Below are 17,296 nucleotides of genomic sequence, written 5' to 3' on the forward strand. Positions count from 1 at the left end.
GTCAAATTACCAACTCATCCGACCAAAAAGTGTGAGACAGCGCCAAGAACTGCGCCGAAAAGAAGGAAAATTAAGAGAAAGTTGAAACTAAGTGACATAAAAGCTGTTTTTATGACACAGATGCAGATAACGCCTTTCTTTCCATGATGGCAGCGGCTCCCACGGCCACCATATTACCCCTTAATACTTGTAGGGCCATTAGCCGAAAGCATGGAATTCTCGCGGATGGGGCGGGGAATTGCACCTTATGCTTGCCAGTAATATTGGGATATTGGGAAGTCAGGTTTACATTTTGGGTTGAACAAAATTTAAGCGATTGATTTGTGCCATAGGTTCATGCTCTCTATCTGACCGCCTATTTGGGTATTGAGGTGCAGACGACCACCATAGCGGTAATCTGCCGCGGCAAAGGTGCGGTTCATACCAACGGAAACGGCTCTGGCTATGGTATAGGCGGTTCGGTAGCCCTGGTGGAATATTGCTTGTTCCATATGTGCGAGCAAGGCTCTGGCGCAGCCTTGTCCGCGGGCCTGTGGCAGAGTGGCAAAGTCTGTCATCTCTGCACTGAGACTCTTGGGATCCTTTTCGGCAGAAGCCAGGGCTATCAGTTGCCCTTGTTGGCGGATCCCAAAGTAGTCGACATCACTGGCCATGTTCTGCCGTAAAAATTCCGGATCTTCAATGGGGAAGGGGTAGCTGGGAAACACCTCGCTATAGAGCCTGGCCATCTGCGGCAGATCCTCTTCGCGGCAGCGACTGACCTCGGCCGCTGAATGGAATTCAGGCTTGATATCCGCCCTGGCGCGCTCCAGCAGGGTATCCAACTCCGGCATGGTGCGAAACTGCCTGGTTTTGTCCTGGTAGCGGGCGAGAAATACGGCGTCCTGGCCTTGATAAAAATTGGGGATCCTGGCTTCTTCGCTGAAACCATATGCCAAAAACAGACCGGCCTTATGCTCAGGTAGCTTGGCGATGATTTTGCCGTAGCCATGTTGCAGAGCCAGGGCTCTCAGTGCATCCAGTAAAGGCCCGGGTTCGGCATTACCAAGGGAGATCAGATAGATGCGATCATTGGCCGGGCCATGCTGAATGTGGGCGCCGAGTAAGTTGAGTTGCTGATCAAATTGAGCTTGGGTCATGAGTGTGAACTGTCCTGATGCGAGGTGAGCCGGGGCTTGGGAGCTGGTTGGTGAATGATGTTGACCAGCACCAATAGACCGGCGGAGACCAAAATGCCATAGATACTGGGATCCAGACCGAGTTTAGCCAAGCCATCCGGCAGCTTGAGCAGCTCTGTCAGTAGCGCCAGCGCCGTGAGGCCACCTCCCAGCATGGCGCAAAGTGCCGCCGTGGAGCTGACTCTGGGCCAAAACAGCGCCGCCAGAGTCGGGACAAACAGCCCGGAAACCATAAAGGCATAAGCATAGAGAATGGCATCCAATACCTGCCTGGCCTGACTGGCGAGATAGATGGCTACCAGCCCCAGCAATAGAGTGGCAATCATCGACAGTCTCAGGGTGTTGTTCCCTCTGGGATCCAGCCCGAGCAGATCTTGGGTCAGGTTGCCGGATGCTGCCATCAGGCAACTGTCTGCGGTGGACATGATCGCGGAAAAATATGCCGCGATAATCAGCCCGGTAAAGCCCATTGGCAAGAGATCGCGGATCATCGCCGGCACCGCCATTTCACTGTCCATATGCGGCAACATGACTCTGGCGCACATCCCCAGCAAAACGCCGGATATTGCCATCAGGGGATATTCAAGCACCCCGGCCAGATACCAGGCGCGCTTGGCGGTGGCGCTATCTTTACAGGCAAACATTCGCTGATAGAGAGTCATGGCAATTAGCCACACGGGTGTGATGGTGAGTAGCCAATTGATGGCCGTGATGGGATCTATGGCGGTCAGTGACATATGGGACGGCGGCAGATTGCGGCTCAGCCCCTGCCAGCCACCGACCTCGACCAGGGCGTAGGGCAGGGTAAAGCCAATCAAGCCCAGCAATAAAATGAGCCACTGGACGCTGTCGGTATAGATAACCGCCTTGAGACCCCCAAATACAGTGTAAAGTATGGTGGTTCCGCCTATGACCCAGAGCGCCAACTGCAGCGGCGGCAAGGCATCGAAGCCCTTGGGCAGCAGAGTCGCGGCCGCCAGTTTGGCACCGGCGAGGATCTGCGCGCCGGTAAACCCCAGATAACCGATACAGGAAATCAAGGCGGCCAACATGGCGACTCTGGCCCCGAATCTGTGCTTGAGCAGATCCGGATAGGTATAAAAGCGCTCGCCCTGCTCCAGACGTTTGACCCTGGGAATAACAAACACAGCAGATAACCAGGCCCCCAGCAAACCGGTAAACAGCAGCCAGCTGCCCGCCAGCCCCATACTGAAGCCGAGACCGGCAAGACCTATGGAAAATCCGCCGCCCACATCAGTGGCGGCAATGGAAAAGCCTACGTGCCTGGCTTTGATATTGCGGCCACCGAGATAGTAGTCATCGCCGTCACTGTGGCGTTTGAAGTGGAAGTAACCAAACCCCAGTAAACCTACGAGGTACGCCAGGAAAATCCCATAATCCAAAGGGTGCATGGATCACTCCTGTAGCAGGAATGATACGTCGGCGCTGCGCCCTTCAAAGTTGGTGGCTATCAGACGCTCGCCTTCCGGGCCTGTTTGCCTGCTGACATATTCCGGCTGCACCGGCATTTTACCCAGACCGCCGACGCCATCGACGATAAAGGTGGGAATTGCCGGGCCGGATACCCAGCCGCGGATGCCATGATAGATTTTCAGCATTCGCTGATAACTGACCTGAAACTTGCTGTTGCCCGGCGCCGGATCCATGGCATAGACGTAATAGGGACGTATGCCTATGGATACCAACTCCATCACCAGCTCCTGCATAGTGTCTATGCTGTCGTTGACGCCTTTGATCAGCACGCTCTGGTTGCCGAGCATGATGCCGGTTTCCCTGAGCATGGCGATATGTTTGCTGAATAAGGGGGTGATTTCTCTGGGGTGGTTTACTTGGGTGTTGATCAGTGTTACTCTGTTACGCTTCAGTACCCGGCACAACTCGGGCGTGACCCGGGTGGGAAGCTGCGCCAATAAACGGCTGCCGATACGCAGAATTTTCAGATCCGGTCTGGCCTCTCGGATCATCGACAGAATTTCATCCAGCTTGTCATCTGTGAGCAGCAAAGGATCGCCGCCCGACAGGAGCACGTCCTGCACCTCTGTATGTTGGCGCAGATACTCCACCGAGCGACGGATCCTGTCCATGGAGATCACGTTGAGCGGATCGGACACCATGCGTTTGCGGGTGCAGTGACGGCAATAGGAGCCACAGATGTTATGCACCAGGAACAACACCCGATTGGGATACCTGTGCACTATCGAGGTGCCTTCTGGCATCATGTCATCTTCCGCCAATTGATCGCCCATTTCATGGGGGGCGACCTCCAACTCATCCTGCTCAGGAACATACTGCAACCGAATCGGGCAGTTGGGATCATCTTTGTCCATCAGCTGGGCTATATAGGGGGTGATCCTGGCGGCAATCACTTCATAAACTTGGTCATCGACCGCGCGAATATTGTTGAATACCTGGGATAGTTGTTTGTCATTCTTAAAGCTCAGTGACAGGGTTTCCCGCCAGGAGTGATTGGCAACATCAAACTGCATCAGCGCCTGATGGCTGGAAAATGGCCGCTTCTCTGTGATGACTTTCAGTGGAATAGGATTTTCTTCGCTCTTGTACTTCAGGCTGGTGGCCGACATGGGGATAGTCCTTTTCTGATAATTAACACTCAACAATTAATTCGAGCTCTAATCGTTAGTTATCTAATGATTGCACTATGAGGTTTTTGTATCAACAAAAGATGAGCAATTTGTTGATCTGAAGTTGCATTTGTCGGCGGTGGTATTTTTGAAAATTCCGCTATTGAGTCGATGGGCTATGAGTTTGCAGAGCTTTTCTGATAAGCTGGCGCCTTTCGGCTATTGGTGATTTCAGTAGCCCTTTTCGAACCAGTGTGAGTGGGAAGTATTCATGGAAAAGTATGAGCAGTTATTAATCTCGCTGCGCAAAGTGATCCGCGCCATCGACCTGCATTCCAGGCAGCTCAGTAAGCACTCGGGCCTCACCGGACCGCAGCTTATGGTGATGCAGAAAATCGCTTCCATGGGATCGCCGCTCGCCAAACAGGTGGCGACCGAGATCAATCTGAGTCCTGCCACAGTCACCACCATCATCGACCGTCTGGAAGCCAAGGGTTTGGTTATACGCCAGCGCAGCCAAACCGATAAGCGCAAGGTACACCTGTTGCTGAGCGAGTCCGGTGCTGCCTTGCTGGCACAGGCGCCCAAACCCTTGCAGGAGCACTTTATCAAGCGCTATCAGGCGCTGGAGGCCTGGGAGCAGAGCCAGCTCTTGTCGGCCGTGGAGCGGATTGCCACCATGATGGATGCCGAAGAGCTGGATGCCGCCCCCATGCTGTTGGTGGGACAAATTCAGCCGAGCGATGAGCCGGAAGCTGTGACTCCAAAGCAAACCAAGAGCTGAGTTTTCCTCTTTACAAGCGGGTCGCCGTCAGCGACCCCAAGATTGATTTCTGTCTGAACCCCGTTTTCAACCCCTGGTTGCCAATCCCGGCTTTTGTCGGCGATGTCTTGCACTCAATTGGTGAAAGATTGCACAGTCTTGAGTCATTGGGGCAACTCATTTACTTTTGGTGCCTTTTGCGAGACGCTCGCCCAACATCAGGGCGAATTTTCACAAGCTACTGAATTAAAATATTAAATACTTGTCACTTGGCTGACACACCTCTGTCTTATTGCTGTTATTTTGCCCTGGCATGCTATCTGCTCACAGGGAACTTAAGGTGATTGGCGTGGAGTGCTGAGATGGGACTGGAGAAGTTGCTGTATCTGCAAGGGATAGGGGACGGCTTCAGCGACAGCTATGGGCGTTTTTGTCCTACATCTGCCGGCATACGCAAACAGATCCTCAGCGCCATGTGTGGCCCTATACCCGAAGAGGCGAGCGAGCTCTGGATTGAGCGGCGGGTCTATCAGCTCGATGCCGAACCCTGGCAGCAGCTGTTGCCTTCATTTCAGTGGTGCTATCTCGACAGTCTCGGTCTGAGGTTCAGACTCGAGGCGCAGTCTTTGCCATCCAAGGCGTTGCAGCTGACGCTGGCGAGTGAACTGGGTGAGGAGTTTGTTGTCAGCTTTTCAGCGGCAGACTGCCCGGTGCGCGGCGATTATCGTATCGGTGAGCGCTGCTATCTTGAGCACGAGCTTAAACTGGACGAGGTTTCCGGCAACTGTGGCATCGCCCCCGGACTTGGCTACCACAGGGTGTCTTTATCTATCATTGAGCCTGATGGCGATGAGAGGCTGCTTGCTATGGGCAACTTGATGGTGGCGCCAAGGCAGGCCTTCCAAGGCGTACTGCAAAAAAATACGGCGCGGCAAAACGAGCCTCATCGCAGGCCCTGGGGCGTCAGCGTGCAGCTGTTTTCGCTCTGGCAGGAGGATACTCCCGGCCCTGAGGCAATGGGCGACTTTGGAGCCCTGCTGAAGCTGATAACCCAACTGGCCCCCAAGGGGCTGGACTTTATCCTGCTCAACCCCCTGCATGCGCTGGCGCTCACTGAGGATGCCTCCCCAAGTCCCTACAGCCCAATAGACAGACGCCGCCTGCACCCCTTGTATATCTCGCCGCCGCTCTGCGCCGAAGGGATGGCAAAAAACTGTGATGCTGAATCTTTTGCCGAGCAAACGGCCTTCAGCCCCTGGCTGGACTATGCCGCTGTCAGCCGTGATAAGTGTGCCCGCCTCAAAGCAATGTGGCAGCGTTTCAACGCTTTGCCCAAGGATGCTCCCAGGCGCCAGGGCTACGAAGGCTTTGTGCGCCGGGAGGGACTGGCGCTGCAGCACTATGCCCGGGAGCAGGCAAGTTTCGCCACCGGAGACTGGCCCGCAGATGCCGGCTTTTATCTCTATCTGCAGTTTGTTGCCGAAGAGCAGTTGGCCTTGTGTCAATCCCGCGCCATAGAAGCCGGCATGAGTATCGGCCTTATCCGGGATCTGGCTGTCGGCACTGTTGGCAGCGGCACTGAGGTGAGTCAGCATCAGAGTCAGTTTTGCCAAGGTGCCAGCATAGGGGCGCCGCCGGATGCCTTTGCGCCCCAGGGGCAGAACTGGGGGCTGACGCCTCTGGACCCCGTCGGTCTCAAGCAGGCGGATTTTAGCCACTTTATTGAGTTGCTGCGCACCAACATGCGTCACTGTGGTGCCATTCGGATAGATCACGTGATGTCGCTGTTTCGTCTCTGGTGGTGGCCGGCCGAGGCCGAAAACCAGATTGAAACTGCAGTCGAAACTGAGTCTGGCGAGCCTGAAGGCGCCTATGTCTATTACCCCTTCGATACCCTGCTGGCGATTTTATTGCTGGAGAGCCAGCGTGCCCGTTGCCTGGTGATTGGCGAAGACCTTGGGCTGGTGCCACCCCAAATCGTAGCGCCACTTAAGCTTGGCGGGCTGTACTCCAATGAGCTGTTCTATTTTTGCCGTGAGCAGCAGGATTTCCCTGAGTTTGGTGGATTTCGGCCGCCAAATGACTACAAGCCAAACGCCATCATGATGCTGAGCAACCATGATGTAGCGCCGCTCAAAGCCTGGCTGGAAGCCGAAGATCTCAGGCTCAGGCGGGAACTTGGCCTGCAGGGGGCTGAACAATACGCAAGGGAAAGCGATGACCGCCGCAGGGAAATTCAGGCTCTTGAAGTTTGGCTCTCGCGCTTTTATCCCTTTGAAAACAAGATAAAAGCTGCACTTGAGCCGAACTCTGTCACCTATACCCACAACTTGATCCATAACCTCGCCGTCACAGTCGCCTCGGGGCGCAGTGCGCTTTTCAGCCTGCCGCTGACAGATCTGCTCGGCGATGAGGTGGCGGTCAATATCCCGGGCACCAGCGCTGAGTATCCCAACTGGCGCCGACGTTATTCGTTGGCCGTGGAAAGGCTCAATGATTCCGAGCTGCTGCAAACCCTGCTCAGGGATATCCGCCGGGTGCGCGAGCAAAGTGGCAGCGCTGAGCCGGAGCGGCTTCGAGCTCAATCAACAGGAGATGCAGATGAAACAGCAAATCGTCGCCAATGAACCCGCGCCGCACTTTAGTGAGCCAATGCTGGAAAGCCTGGTCCCGGAACTGGACTTTGCCGCTGCCTGCGCCTTGGCCGAAGGGCGCCATGGCGATCCCTTCGCCTGGCTCGGAATGCATCTGGTTGAGCAAAATGGCCGCAGCCGCTTGTTACTGCGCGCCGTGCTGCCCGGCGCCGCCGTCGTCGAGGTGCTGGATGCGAAAACCGGCCGTAAGGTGGCCGAGCTTACCCCTGTCGTTGGCGCCGAGCCCCTGTTCAGTGGCTTTATGGGGCGCAGGGTCAAACCCTTCGACTATAGGCTCCGCATTAGCTATCCCCAGGCGGAGCTGGTGCTGGACGACCCTTACCGCTTTGATGCTTCGCTCGATGAACAGGCATGTTTTCTCTTCAATGAAGGCAGTCTGCTGAAAGGCTGGCAGTTGCTCGGTGCCAATTGGCTGGAGTGCCAGGGCGTAAAAGGTGTGCGTTTTTGTGTTTGGGCTCCAAATGCCAAAAGCGTGTCTTTGCTGGGGGATTTTAATCATTGGGACAGGCGCCGCCACAGCATGCGCCGCCACCCGGCATCAGGTCTTTGGGAGCTGTTTTTGCCGCAAGTCCGGGGCGGTGAGCACTATAAGTTTTTGCTGCAAACCCAGGATGGCAGCTGGTTGGAAAAGGCCGACCCCTGTGCCAGACAGATGCAAGGTGCGCCCCACAACGCCTCGATAGTGCCGATGGCGGACAGTGATTGGCAGTGGCAGGACAGTGATTGGATGGCCGCCAGGGCACAAAGCACCTGGCACCGACAGGCGGTCAGTATCTATGAGCTGCATCTGGGGTCCTGGAGGCGTAACGGCGAAGGCGGTTTTCTCAGCTACGCAGAGGTGGCCGAGCTCTTGGTACCTTACCTGCAATCTCACGGTTTTACCCATGTGGAATTTATGCCGCTGAGTGAATACCCCTTCGACGGTTCCTGGGGCTATCAACCTGTGGGGCTGTTTGCTCCCAGTCACAGGTTTGGCGATCCCGAGGGGCTTAAACTGCTGGTGGATGCCTGCCACAGGGCGGGTATCGGTGTGCTGCTCGACTGGGTGGCGGCGCACTTTCCTTCCGACCCCCACGGCCTGGCGCATTTTGATGGCACTTGCTTGTATGAACATGAAGATCCCCGCCGTGGCCGTCATCCCGACTGGGACACCTTGATCTACAACTATGGCCGCAAAGAGGTGCAGAGTTTTCTGCTCAGCAATGCCTGCTATTGGCTGGAGGAGTTTCATTTCGATGGCCTGCGCCTCGATGCCGTGTCCTCCATGCTCTATCTGGATTACAGCCGCGAAGAGGGCCAGTGGCAGGCCAACGAATATGGCGGCCGTGAGAATTTGGAAGCGATAGCCTTTTTGCAGCAGCTCAATACGCGTCTCTACCATGAGTACCCGGGGATCATCATGATTGCCGAAGAGTCCACCGCCTGGGATGGCGTTAGCCGGGATGTCGCTGCCGGCGGCCTGGGGTTCGGCTTCAAATGGAATATGGGCTGGATGCACGACACCTTGGATTATCTCACCAAGGAGCCGGTACATCGCAGCTATCACCACGGGCAACTGACTTTTTCCCTCATCTATGCCTATACCGAGCAGTTTATTTTGTCGCTGAGTCACGACGAAGTGGTGCATGGCAAGCGCGCCTTGTTGGAGAAGATCCCCGGCGATGACTGGCAGAAGTTTGCCACGCTGCGGGCATTTTACGGTTTTATGTGGGCTCACCCGGGGAAAAAGCTGCTGTTTATGGGCGGCGAGTTTGGCCAGCGGCGCGAATGGCAACATGACTTCAGCCTCGACTGGCATCTGCTGCAGTATCCATCTCATCAGGGACTCAGCGATTGGGTGCGGGATCTTAACCTCTGTTACCGCCGGCAGCCGTCATTGTGGCAGTGTGACGGCGAGCCGCAAGGGTTTCGCTGGCTCGACTGCAACGACAGTCAGCACAGCCTGCTGGCGTTTACGCGTATCGATTCCGACGGCAACATGGTGCTGGTTATCTGTAACTTTACCCCTTGTGTCAGGGAAGGCTATCGACTGGGATTGCCAGAGCCCGGACGTTACCGCGAGCTGCTCAACAGCGACAGCGCATTCTACGGCGGCAGTAATCAAGGCAACGCCGGAGGCATAGAAGCCGAGGAGATCCCCTGGCAGGGCATGCCATATAGCGCGCTGATCCGGGTGCCGCCCCTGGCGAGCGTCTATTTCGCCTTGGAGCGTGGCTGATGCAGATGCTTGCAGGCAAACCCTGGCCTCTGGGCTCGACTCTGGTGCATGAAGCCAATGGCGAGCCGGAAGGGGTGAATTTTGCGCTGTTTTCGGCTCATGCAACCCGGGTAGAGCTGTGCCTGTTTGAATACAAAAATGGCCAATGGCAGGAGTCGGGCCGTTTCGAGCTTATGCCGTCCTCGCAACAGGTGTTCCATGGTTTGCTGCAGGGGGCCGGTGAAGGACTCTGCTATGGCTATCGGGTGCATGGCCCTTATCAGCCTCAGGAAGGGCACAGATTCAATCCGGCCAAGCTGCTGCTGGACCCTTACGCCAGAGCCTTTTGTGGTCGCTGGCAGTATGGGCCCTGGCAACTTGGCTATGCCAGAGTCGATGAGCAGGGCCGGCCATTGGCCGCTGTTTGCCATCCGGGGGATGCTGAATCCCCAGTACCAGGGTCCCCGGAGCGGGAGTCCGGCAGTGCCGGAATAGGTGATGACTTATGGGCCGATCCCTGTGACAACGCCTGGGCCATGCCCAAATGCCAAGTGGTAGCCGATACCCGCTTTACCGGCAAGCGCTTACCGGGCGGCCAATGGCGTAATGAAGTGATCTACGAGATGCACCTCAAGGGCTTCACCGCCGCCATGGCCGGGATCCCCCCTGAGCTTCGCGGCACCTTTGCCGGTTTGGCGCACCCGGTGGCGATAGCTTATCTCAAGTCGCTCGGGATCACCTGTGTCGAACTGCTGCCGGTGCACGCCTTTCTGTCCGAGCCTTTTCTGCTGGATAGCGGGCTCAGCAATTACTGGGGTTATAACAGCATAGGTTTCTTCGCTCCCCATGGGGCATATTCGGCCTCTGACGATGCCATTGGCGAATTCAAGCAGATGGTCTCTGCCCTGCATGATGCCGGTATCAAACTCGTGCTGGATGTGGTCTTTAACCACAGCGCCGAGGGTAATCGTCAGGGGCCGACCGTCAGTTTTCGCGGCTTGGATAACGTCAGCTACTACCGTTTGCATCCGGCAGATAAGCGTTTTTATATCAATGACTCTGGCTGTGGCAACTGCCTGGATATCAGCCATCCAAGAGTCGTACAGCTGCTGATGGACTCGCTGCGTTACTGGGTCGATATCATGGGGGTGGATGGCTTTCGTTTCGATCTGGCCACCAGCCTTGGCCGTGAGACGCAGGGGTTCAGCAATCGCGCCGGATTGTTCGATGCCTTGCTGCAAGACCCTGAACTGCAGCAATGTGTGCTGATAGCCGAGCCCTGGGACATAGGCCCGGGCGGTTATCAGTTGGGGCAGTTCCCCAATCGCTTTTCCGAATGGAACGACAGATATCGCGATACCCTGCGGCGTTTCTGGCGCGGTGATGCCGGGCTCTTGCCCGAGCTTGCCAGGCGCCTTTCCGGCTCCGGCGATCTGTTTGAACACTCGGGGCGCGGCCCACAAAGTTCAATCAACTTTATCTGCAGCCATGATGGATTCACCCTGAGGGACTTAGTGAGTTATCGCGAGCGGCACAATCAGGCCAACGGTGAAAACAACCGCGATGGACACCACGAAAACTTCAGTGCCAACCATGGCGTGGAAGGCGAGAGCAAAGATGCCGCCATAAAGGCCTTGAGGGCGCGCCAAAGCCGTAATCTGCTGGCGAGTTTACTGCTCTCCCAGGGCACGCCCATGTTGCTGGCCGGCGATGAGTTCGGCAACTCCCAGAGCGGCAACAACAACGCCTATTGTCAGGATAACCCATTGGGCTGGCTCGATTGGCACAGGGAGGATACTGCGCTGGGCGCCTTTGTTCGCCGGCTTATCCATATTCGCCGGGATTGCGGCTTTTATGAAAGCGATGACTATGTTCACACCGATGCCCTCCAGGCTCCCAGAGCCCTGGCTTGGTTTGCTGCCTCCGGCGAGGCCATGACACCCGGTCATTGGGGCGAAGTCCAGTGCCGCAGCTTGCAGTTGATGCAGAGCCGTCAGCTCAATAAGAGCCTTCAGCTGAATAAGAGCCTTCAGCGGGCAGAGAGCCGTCAGCTGAAAAAGAGCCGTCAGCCCAATATGAGCCCTCAAGGAGAAAACAAACTTCAGACCGAAGCCCTGCTGATCCTGCTGCATGCCGGTGACAGCAACAGCCATTTTTGTCTGCCAGCTCCGCCGCCCGGAGCCGGTGAGCAGTGGCAATTGCTGCTTTCCAGCGAAGCCGGACGGGATGAACTGCAATCCTGCTATCCCACAGCTTCATCTTTCGCCGTTGCCGCCTTCAGTTTTCAGCTGCTGGCTGCAGGTGGCCGTTATCTGTCGTCCTCAGCCAAAGGAGCCAGCCATGACTGATACTTCAAGGAATAGAGTCAAGAGCCGCAGTAAGAGTCAATCGACAACAGCATCAAAAGCCGCATCGCCAATAGCGCCAGCCACTCAACAAGCCCCAGGCCATCTGGCGCACCAAGACTGCGAGCCCTGTGATTCACTGCCGGCGGCCTTTGCCAGACAGCTGAGATACGATCTTAACCGCAATGAGCGCAGGCCACAGGAGCTTTATCAGGCGTTGGCCCTGAGCGTCAAAGAGCAGCTGTTGGACGATTGGTGCGCCAGTCGCAGCCAGGATGCTTTGTACCAGCGCAAACAGGTGGCTTATTTGTCGCTGGAGTTTTTGATGGGCCGAAGCCTGGGCAACGCCTTGCTCAATCTGGACCTGACCGACGAGTGTCGGGAGATGCTGCAAGGCTATGCGGTAGCGCTTGAAACCCTGCAACAGCAAGAGCATGACGCCGGTCTGGGAAATGGCGGTCTCGGGCGGCTGGCGGCTTGCTTTATGGACAGCTGCGCCAGTCTCGGACTGGCGGTCACTGGCTATGGCATTCGTTATGAGTACGGCATGTTTGCCCAGCAGATAGTCGATGGTTATCAGCAGGAGCAGCCGGACCGCTGGCTCAGGGATGGCAACCCCTGGGAAGTGCGGGCCTCACAGCACAATGTGACAGTGCCTTTCTTCGGTCATGTGCAGAGCCATGTCGACCGCGATGGCCGCCGGCACAGGGCTTGGATGGATACCCAGGATGTACTGGCGGTTGCCTATGATATGCCGGTGCCGGGTTATCGCAACGGCCGGGTCAACACCCTGAGGCTTTGGAAGGCCGAGGCCACGGATGAGTTTGACCTTGCCGAGTTCAACCAGGGTGATTACACCGAAGCCGTGGCAGCCAAGAATCTGGCCGAGCAGATCACCATGGTGCTGTACCCCAATGACAGCAGCGAAAACGGCAAAGAGTTGCGGCTGCGGCAGCAGTATTTCCTGTCCTCTGCCAGTTTGCAGGATCTGTTGACGACCTGGGTTGCCAACAAAGGCCGGGACTTCAGTGAGTTTGCCAAGTTTCATGTGCTGCAGCTCAATGATACCCATCCGGCGATTGCGGTTCCCGAGTTGATGCGCCTGCTTATCGATGAATATCAGCTGGAGTGGCAAGCCGCCTGGGACATAGTCAGCCACTGCATGGCCTACACCAACCATACCTTGTTGCCGGAGGCGCTGGAGCGCTGGCCGGTGCGCATGTTCGCCCAGATGCTGCCGCGTATTCTGGAGATCATCTATGAAATCAACGCCAGATACCTGGAGTTGGTGGCGCATCACTGGCCCGGCGATGTGTCACGTCTGCGGCAGATGTCCATCATAGAAGAGGGGGATGAGCCCCATATCCGTATGGCTTATCTGGCAATAGTGGCCAGCTTTTCGGTCAATGGGGTGGCGGCGCTGCACTCAAGGCTGTTGACCACAGGGCTGTTTCGGGACTTTTACGAGCTCTGGCCGCATAAGTTCAACAACCGTACCAATGGTGTGACGCCCAGGCGCTGGCTGGCTCACTGTAACCCCCGTTTGGCCGCGCTCATCAGCAGCCGCCTGGGGCAGGATTGGCTGAGCGACCTAAGATGCCTGACTGCCCTCAACGCCTTTACCTCGGACAAGCCATTTATTGCCGCCTGGCGCGAGGTGAAGCAGGCCAATAAACAGGCGCTGGCCGAGCTGGTGGCGCAGCGCTGCCAGGTGAACTTCGACCCCTCCATGATGTTTGATGTGCAGGTTAAGAGGATCCACGAATATAAGCGGCAACTGCTGAATATCATGCATGTGATCCATCTCTATCAGCGGATTGTCAGTGGCGATACCCAGGGGATGCAGCCACGCTGCGTCTTGATTGGCGGCAAGGCGGCGCCCGGTTATGCCATGGCGAAACTGGTGATCAAACTGGCCAACAACGTGGCTCATATGGTCAATGAGGATCCCAGAGTCAGTCCCTGGTTAAGGTTTGCCTTTTTGCCCGACTATAACGTCAGCGCCATGGAGGTGATCTGCCCGGGTACGGATTTGTCAGAGCAGATATCCACCGCCGGCAAGGAAGCCTCGGGCACAGGCAATATGAAGTTCATGATGAATGGCGCCCTGACCATAGGCACTCTGGATGGTGCCAATATCGAGATGCTCGAAGAGGTAGGTGAAGACAACTTCTTTCTGTTTGGCCTCAATGCCCTGGCGGTGGAGGAACTCAAGGCGCACTACTGCCCGGCGCAATATATAGCGTCTTCGGCGGCGCTCGGCGGCGTAATGGCGCTGCTCAAAAGTGGTCACTTTAATCTGCAGGAGCCCGGGATCTTCGACCCCATCATAGCCGCCATTGAGTCGCCAAAGGATCCCTGGATGCTGGCGGCCGACTTTGAAACCTACCGTCTGGCCCAGCTGCAAGCCGCCAAGGCTTATCAGGACCCTCAGCGCTGGACCGCCATGAGTATTCGCAACACCGCGGTCAGTGGCCGCTTCTCCAGCGATGTCACCATAGCCGGTTATCGCGACCATGTCTGGGGCGCGCAGTGAGCGCCTTTTTCTGTTAATTGGGAGCACGCTTTTATGCCGAATCCGAGTCCGCGTTATATCAGTAACCTTACCCGTGAAACCTATGCCCTGATCCTGGCCGGAGGCCGGGGTTCCCGCCTCCATGAGCTGACCGATTGGCGGGCCAAGCCGGCGCTCTATTTCGGCGGCAAGTTCAGGATTATCGACTTTCCGCTGTCCAACTGCATCAACTCGGGGATCCGCCGGGTAGGGGTGGTGACCCAGTACAAGTCCCATTCGCTTATCCGCCATGTGACCCGCGGCTGGGGGCATTTCAAAAAGGAGTTGGGGGAGTCGGTGGAGATATTGCCGGCATCTCAACGTTATTCGGACAACTGGTATCAGGGCACAGCCGATGCAGTGTTTCAGAACATAGACATCATACGTCACGAGCTGCCGCGCTATGTGATGGTGCTTTCGGGCGATCATATCTACCGCATGGATTACGCCGGGCTGCTGGCCGCTCATGCCGAGTCCGGCGCCGATATGACGGTTTCCTGTATGGAGGTGCCGGTGGCCGAAGCGGCCAACGCCTTTGGGGTGATGGAGGTGGATAGCAGCAACCGTATTCTGGGGTTTGAAGAGAAACCGGTCGAACCCAGGCCCTTGCCGGATAACCCCGAATCCTGCCTGGCATCCATGGGCAACTATGTGTTCAACACAGAGTTTTTGTTTGAACAGCTGAAAAAAGATGCCCAGAACGCCGATTCCAACCGGGATTTCGGCAAGGACATTATTCCGGCCATCATAGAAAAGCACCGGGTCTATGCCTATCCGTTTCGCAGCGCCTTTCCCAACGAGCAGGCCTACTGGCGCGATGTGGGAACTCTGGATTCTTTCTGGCAAGCCAATATGGAACTGCTGTCGCCGACGCCTGCGCTCAATCTCTATGATGCCAAATGGCCCATCTGGACCTATCAGGAACAACTGCCGCCGGCCAAGTTTGTATTTGACGATGATGACAGGCGCGGCATGGCGCTGGACTCTGTGGTTTCCAGCGGTTGCATTATCTCAGGTGCCACTGTGCGCCACTGCGTCCTCTTCAATGAGGTCAGGGTTTGTTCTTACTCAGAGGTGGAAGACTCAGTGATCCTGCCCGATGTGGTAGTGCTGCGTCATTGCCGGATTCGCAAGGCTATCATAGATCGGGGCTGCATTATCCCCGAGGGGATGGAGATAGGCTTCAACCATGACCACGACAGGGCCAAGGGCTTTCGGGTCTCGGAAAACGGTGTGGTGCTGGTGACCCGTGACATGTTGGGACTGCCTGTGGGGTACGAATAATGGCGGCTAAAGCAAAACTGCAGGTGTTGATGTTGGCAGCGGAAAATGCCGCCCTGGCCGGCGCCAAAGTCGGCGGTATGGCAGATGTGCTGGCCGAGTTGCCTCCGGCGCTGCAAAGCCAAGGCGTGGCGGCGCATATCATAATGCCGGACTATGGCTTTTTGGCCAAGGAGCAGGGGGCCGATTTTCTGTGCGAGTTTGAATTTGCTTTCGGCGCAGGCAACACCCGGGCGCGGCTGTATCGGATTGCCAATCCGGCGGTTCAGCCAGGCTCCCAGGGGGTGTGGATCTATCTTCTGGCTCATGAAGGTTTTTGCGGTGTTAAGCGTGAAGTCTACAGCCTTGATGGCCCTGAGCGCCCCTTTGCCACAGATGCAGGCAAATTTGCCCTCTTCGGCGCTGCAGTGGCGGCGGCGCTGAAACAGGGATTACTGCCGCTGCCGGACAGGTTTCACCTGCACGACTGGCACTGCGGCGGCTTTGCCATCTTAAGAGCACTGGATCCCGCCTATCGTGGCCTATCAAAAGTGCCCTGTGTCCTCAGTATTCACAACCTGGCGATGCAGGGTGTGCGGCCGCTTGCCGGCGAGGCATCTTCCCTGGCAGCTTGGTATCCCTGGCTGTTGGCCGAAGGGGTAAACTCCAAACTGCAACTGGCGCTGGATACCCGCTACCCCGGGTGCATCAATCCGCTGCGGGCGGCGATTCAGTTCAGCGATGTTATCCATCTGGTCTCGGCGACTTACGCCAAGGAAGTGCTGCGTCCGTCACAGCCTGAACTGGGCTTCTTTGGCGGCGAGGGATTGGAGGCTGACCTGCAGGCCAAAGCCAAGCTTGGCCAGGTGTTCGGCATTCTCAACGGCTGTGACTATCAAAAAGGACTACCGCTCGCGGCCAGCAAGCGGCGGCAACTCAAGTTGCAACTGCCCAAGATAGCCACAGAGGCATTATTGAGTAAACTCGGGCGCAGCGAAGCAGTGACGCCGGCAGATATGATTGCTCAAATCCGCTTGGGGCAGATATCTGAGTCACCGGGAATGCTGCTGACCTCGGTTGGCAGGCTCACTGAACAGAAGTTACTCTTGCTGTGTCATCCCTGGCAGGGCAAGACGGTGCTGGAAGAGCTGTTGCTAAGGCTGGCGCAGTTCAGCGACAGCGCCTGTTTTTGGTTGCTTGGCAGCGGCGATGAGCAGATAGCGGCACTCTTTGGTCGCATCGCCGCGAGCAACAGCAATTTTCGCTTTATCAATGGTTATCATCAGGAGCTGGCCGATGCCCTCTATCAATGCGGCGATCTGTTTGTGATGCCAAGCTCCTTCGAGCCTTGCGGTATCAGCCAGATGCTGGCTTTGAGAGCAGGCCAACCCTGCTTGGTGCATGCCACAGGCGGACTGGCCGATACCCTCAGCGACGGTGACAATGGCTTGGTATTCGCAGGGTTCGGGCTGGATGAACAGGCCAAGGCGCTGCTCGATGCCCTGTCCCGGGCCTTGGAGCTCTATTCCACAGCCAACTGGAATGCCCTTAGAAAAAGAGCCTCCGCCAGCCGCTTTTTATGGCAAGACAGCGCAAGGCTTTATCTGACGCAACTCTACCAGGTGGAAAGTTCCAGCAAGGATAAGCGGCGCCCAGTGGAAAGCGCCATAAATTAGTCAGGTTTCCGAAGGTGCTCTGCTACACTAGACCTGTAGATTTCTTCTTTGTTATTCACAGGCTTG

10 protein-coding genes are annotated in these 17,296 nt (G+C 56.5%); 7 read left to right on the forward strand and 3 right to left on the reverse strand.

What is annotated here, in order from left to right:
• Positions 1–308: 308 nt before the first annotated feature.
• The 3 genes from ablB to ACF8D4_RS17915 are packed head-to-tail and all read right to left on the reverse strand — an operon-like array spanning position 309 to position 3,781.
• Complete coding sequence (gene ablB / locus ACF8D4_RS17905) at positions 309–1,139, reverse strand: putative beta-lysine N-acetyltransferase (protein ID WP_219160846.1); 831 nt, start codon at positions 1,137–1,139, stop codon at positions 309–311.
• Positions 1,136–2,590, reverse strand: a complete 1,455-nt coding sequence (locus ACF8D4_RS17910; protein WP_025011420.1) for a sodium:solute symporter — start codon at positions 2,588–2,590, stop codon at positions 1,136–1,138. The genes ablB and ACF8D4_RS17910 overlap by 4 nt, the downstream gene beginning before the upstream one ends.
• 3 nt (positions 2,591–2,593) lie before the next feature.
• Complete coding sequence (locus ACF8D4_RS17915) at positions 2,594–3,781, reverse strand: KamA family radical SAM protein (RefSeq protein WP_025889420.1); 1,188 nt, start codon at positions 3,779–3,781, stop codon at positions 2,594–2,596.
• A 271-nt stretch (positions 3,782–4,052) separates the two neighbouring features.
• Here ACF8D4_RS17915 and ACF8D4_RS17920 point away from each other — a divergent pair, with 271 nt between their 5' ends.
• From ACF8D4_RS17920 to ACF8D4_RS17950, 7 genes are all read left to right on the forward strand, one after another.
• Positions 4,053–4,565: a MarR family winged helix-turn-helix transcriptional regulator gene (locus ACF8D4_RS17920; protein ID WP_025011422.1), complete on the forward strand. Its 513-nt coding sequence runs from the start codon at positions 4,053–4,055 to the stop codon at positions 4,563–4,565.
• Between the two features lie 341 nt (positions 4,566–4,906).
• Positions 4,907–7,171: a 4-alpha-glucanotransferase gene (malQ, locus tag ACF8D4_RS17925; protein WP_304715968.1), complete on the forward strand. Its 2,265-nt coding sequence runs from the start codon at positions 4,907–4,909 to the stop codon at positions 7,169–7,171.
• A gap of 25 nt (positions 7,172–7,196) precedes the next feature.
• Entirely contained in the window at positions 7,197–9,416 is a 2,220-nt protein-coding gene (gene glgB / locus ACF8D4_RS17930) for a 1,4-alpha-glucan branching protein GlgB (RefSeq protein ID WP_304716022.1), read from the forward strand.
• Entirely contained in the window at positions 9,416–11,743 is a 2,328-nt protein-coding gene (gene glgX, locus ACF8D4_RS17935; protein ID WP_392466085.1) for a glycogen debranching protein GlgX, read from the forward strand. The genes glgB and glgX overlap by 1 nt, the downstream gene beginning before the upstream one ends.
• Positions 11,736–14,276, forward strand: a complete 2,541-nt coding sequence (locus ACF8D4_RS17940) for a glycogen/starch/alpha-glucan phosphorylase (RefSeq protein ID WP_304715966.1) — start codon at positions 11,736–11,738, stop codon at positions 14,274–14,276. Before glgX ends, ACF8D4_RS17940 begins: the two co-directional genes overlap by 8 nt.
• A 33-nt stretch (positions 14,277–14,309) precedes the next feature.
• Positions 14,310–15,578: a glucose-1-phosphate adenylyltransferase gene (gene glgC, locus ACF8D4_RS17945; RefSeq protein ID WP_044733960.1), complete on the forward strand. Its 1,269-nt coding sequence runs from the start codon at positions 14,310–14,312 to the stop codon at positions 15,576–15,578.
• Positions 15,578–17,230 carry a glycogen synthase gene (locus tag ACF8D4_RS17950; RefSeq protein ID WP_392466088.1) on the forward strand — a complete coding sequence of 551 codons (1,653 nt, stop codon included), beginning with the start codon at positions 15,578–15,580 and terminating at the stop codon, positions 17,228–17,230. The genes glgC and ACF8D4_RS17950 overlap by 1 nt, the downstream gene beginning before the upstream one ends.
• Positions 17,231–17,296 lie beyond the last annotated feature (66 nt).

It is taken from the genome of Shewanella sp. YQ_9 (assembly GCF_043103185.1).
Taxonomy (GTDB): Bacteria; Pseudomonadota; Gammaproteobacteria; order Enterobacterales; family Shewanellaceae; genus Shewanella; species Shewanella algae.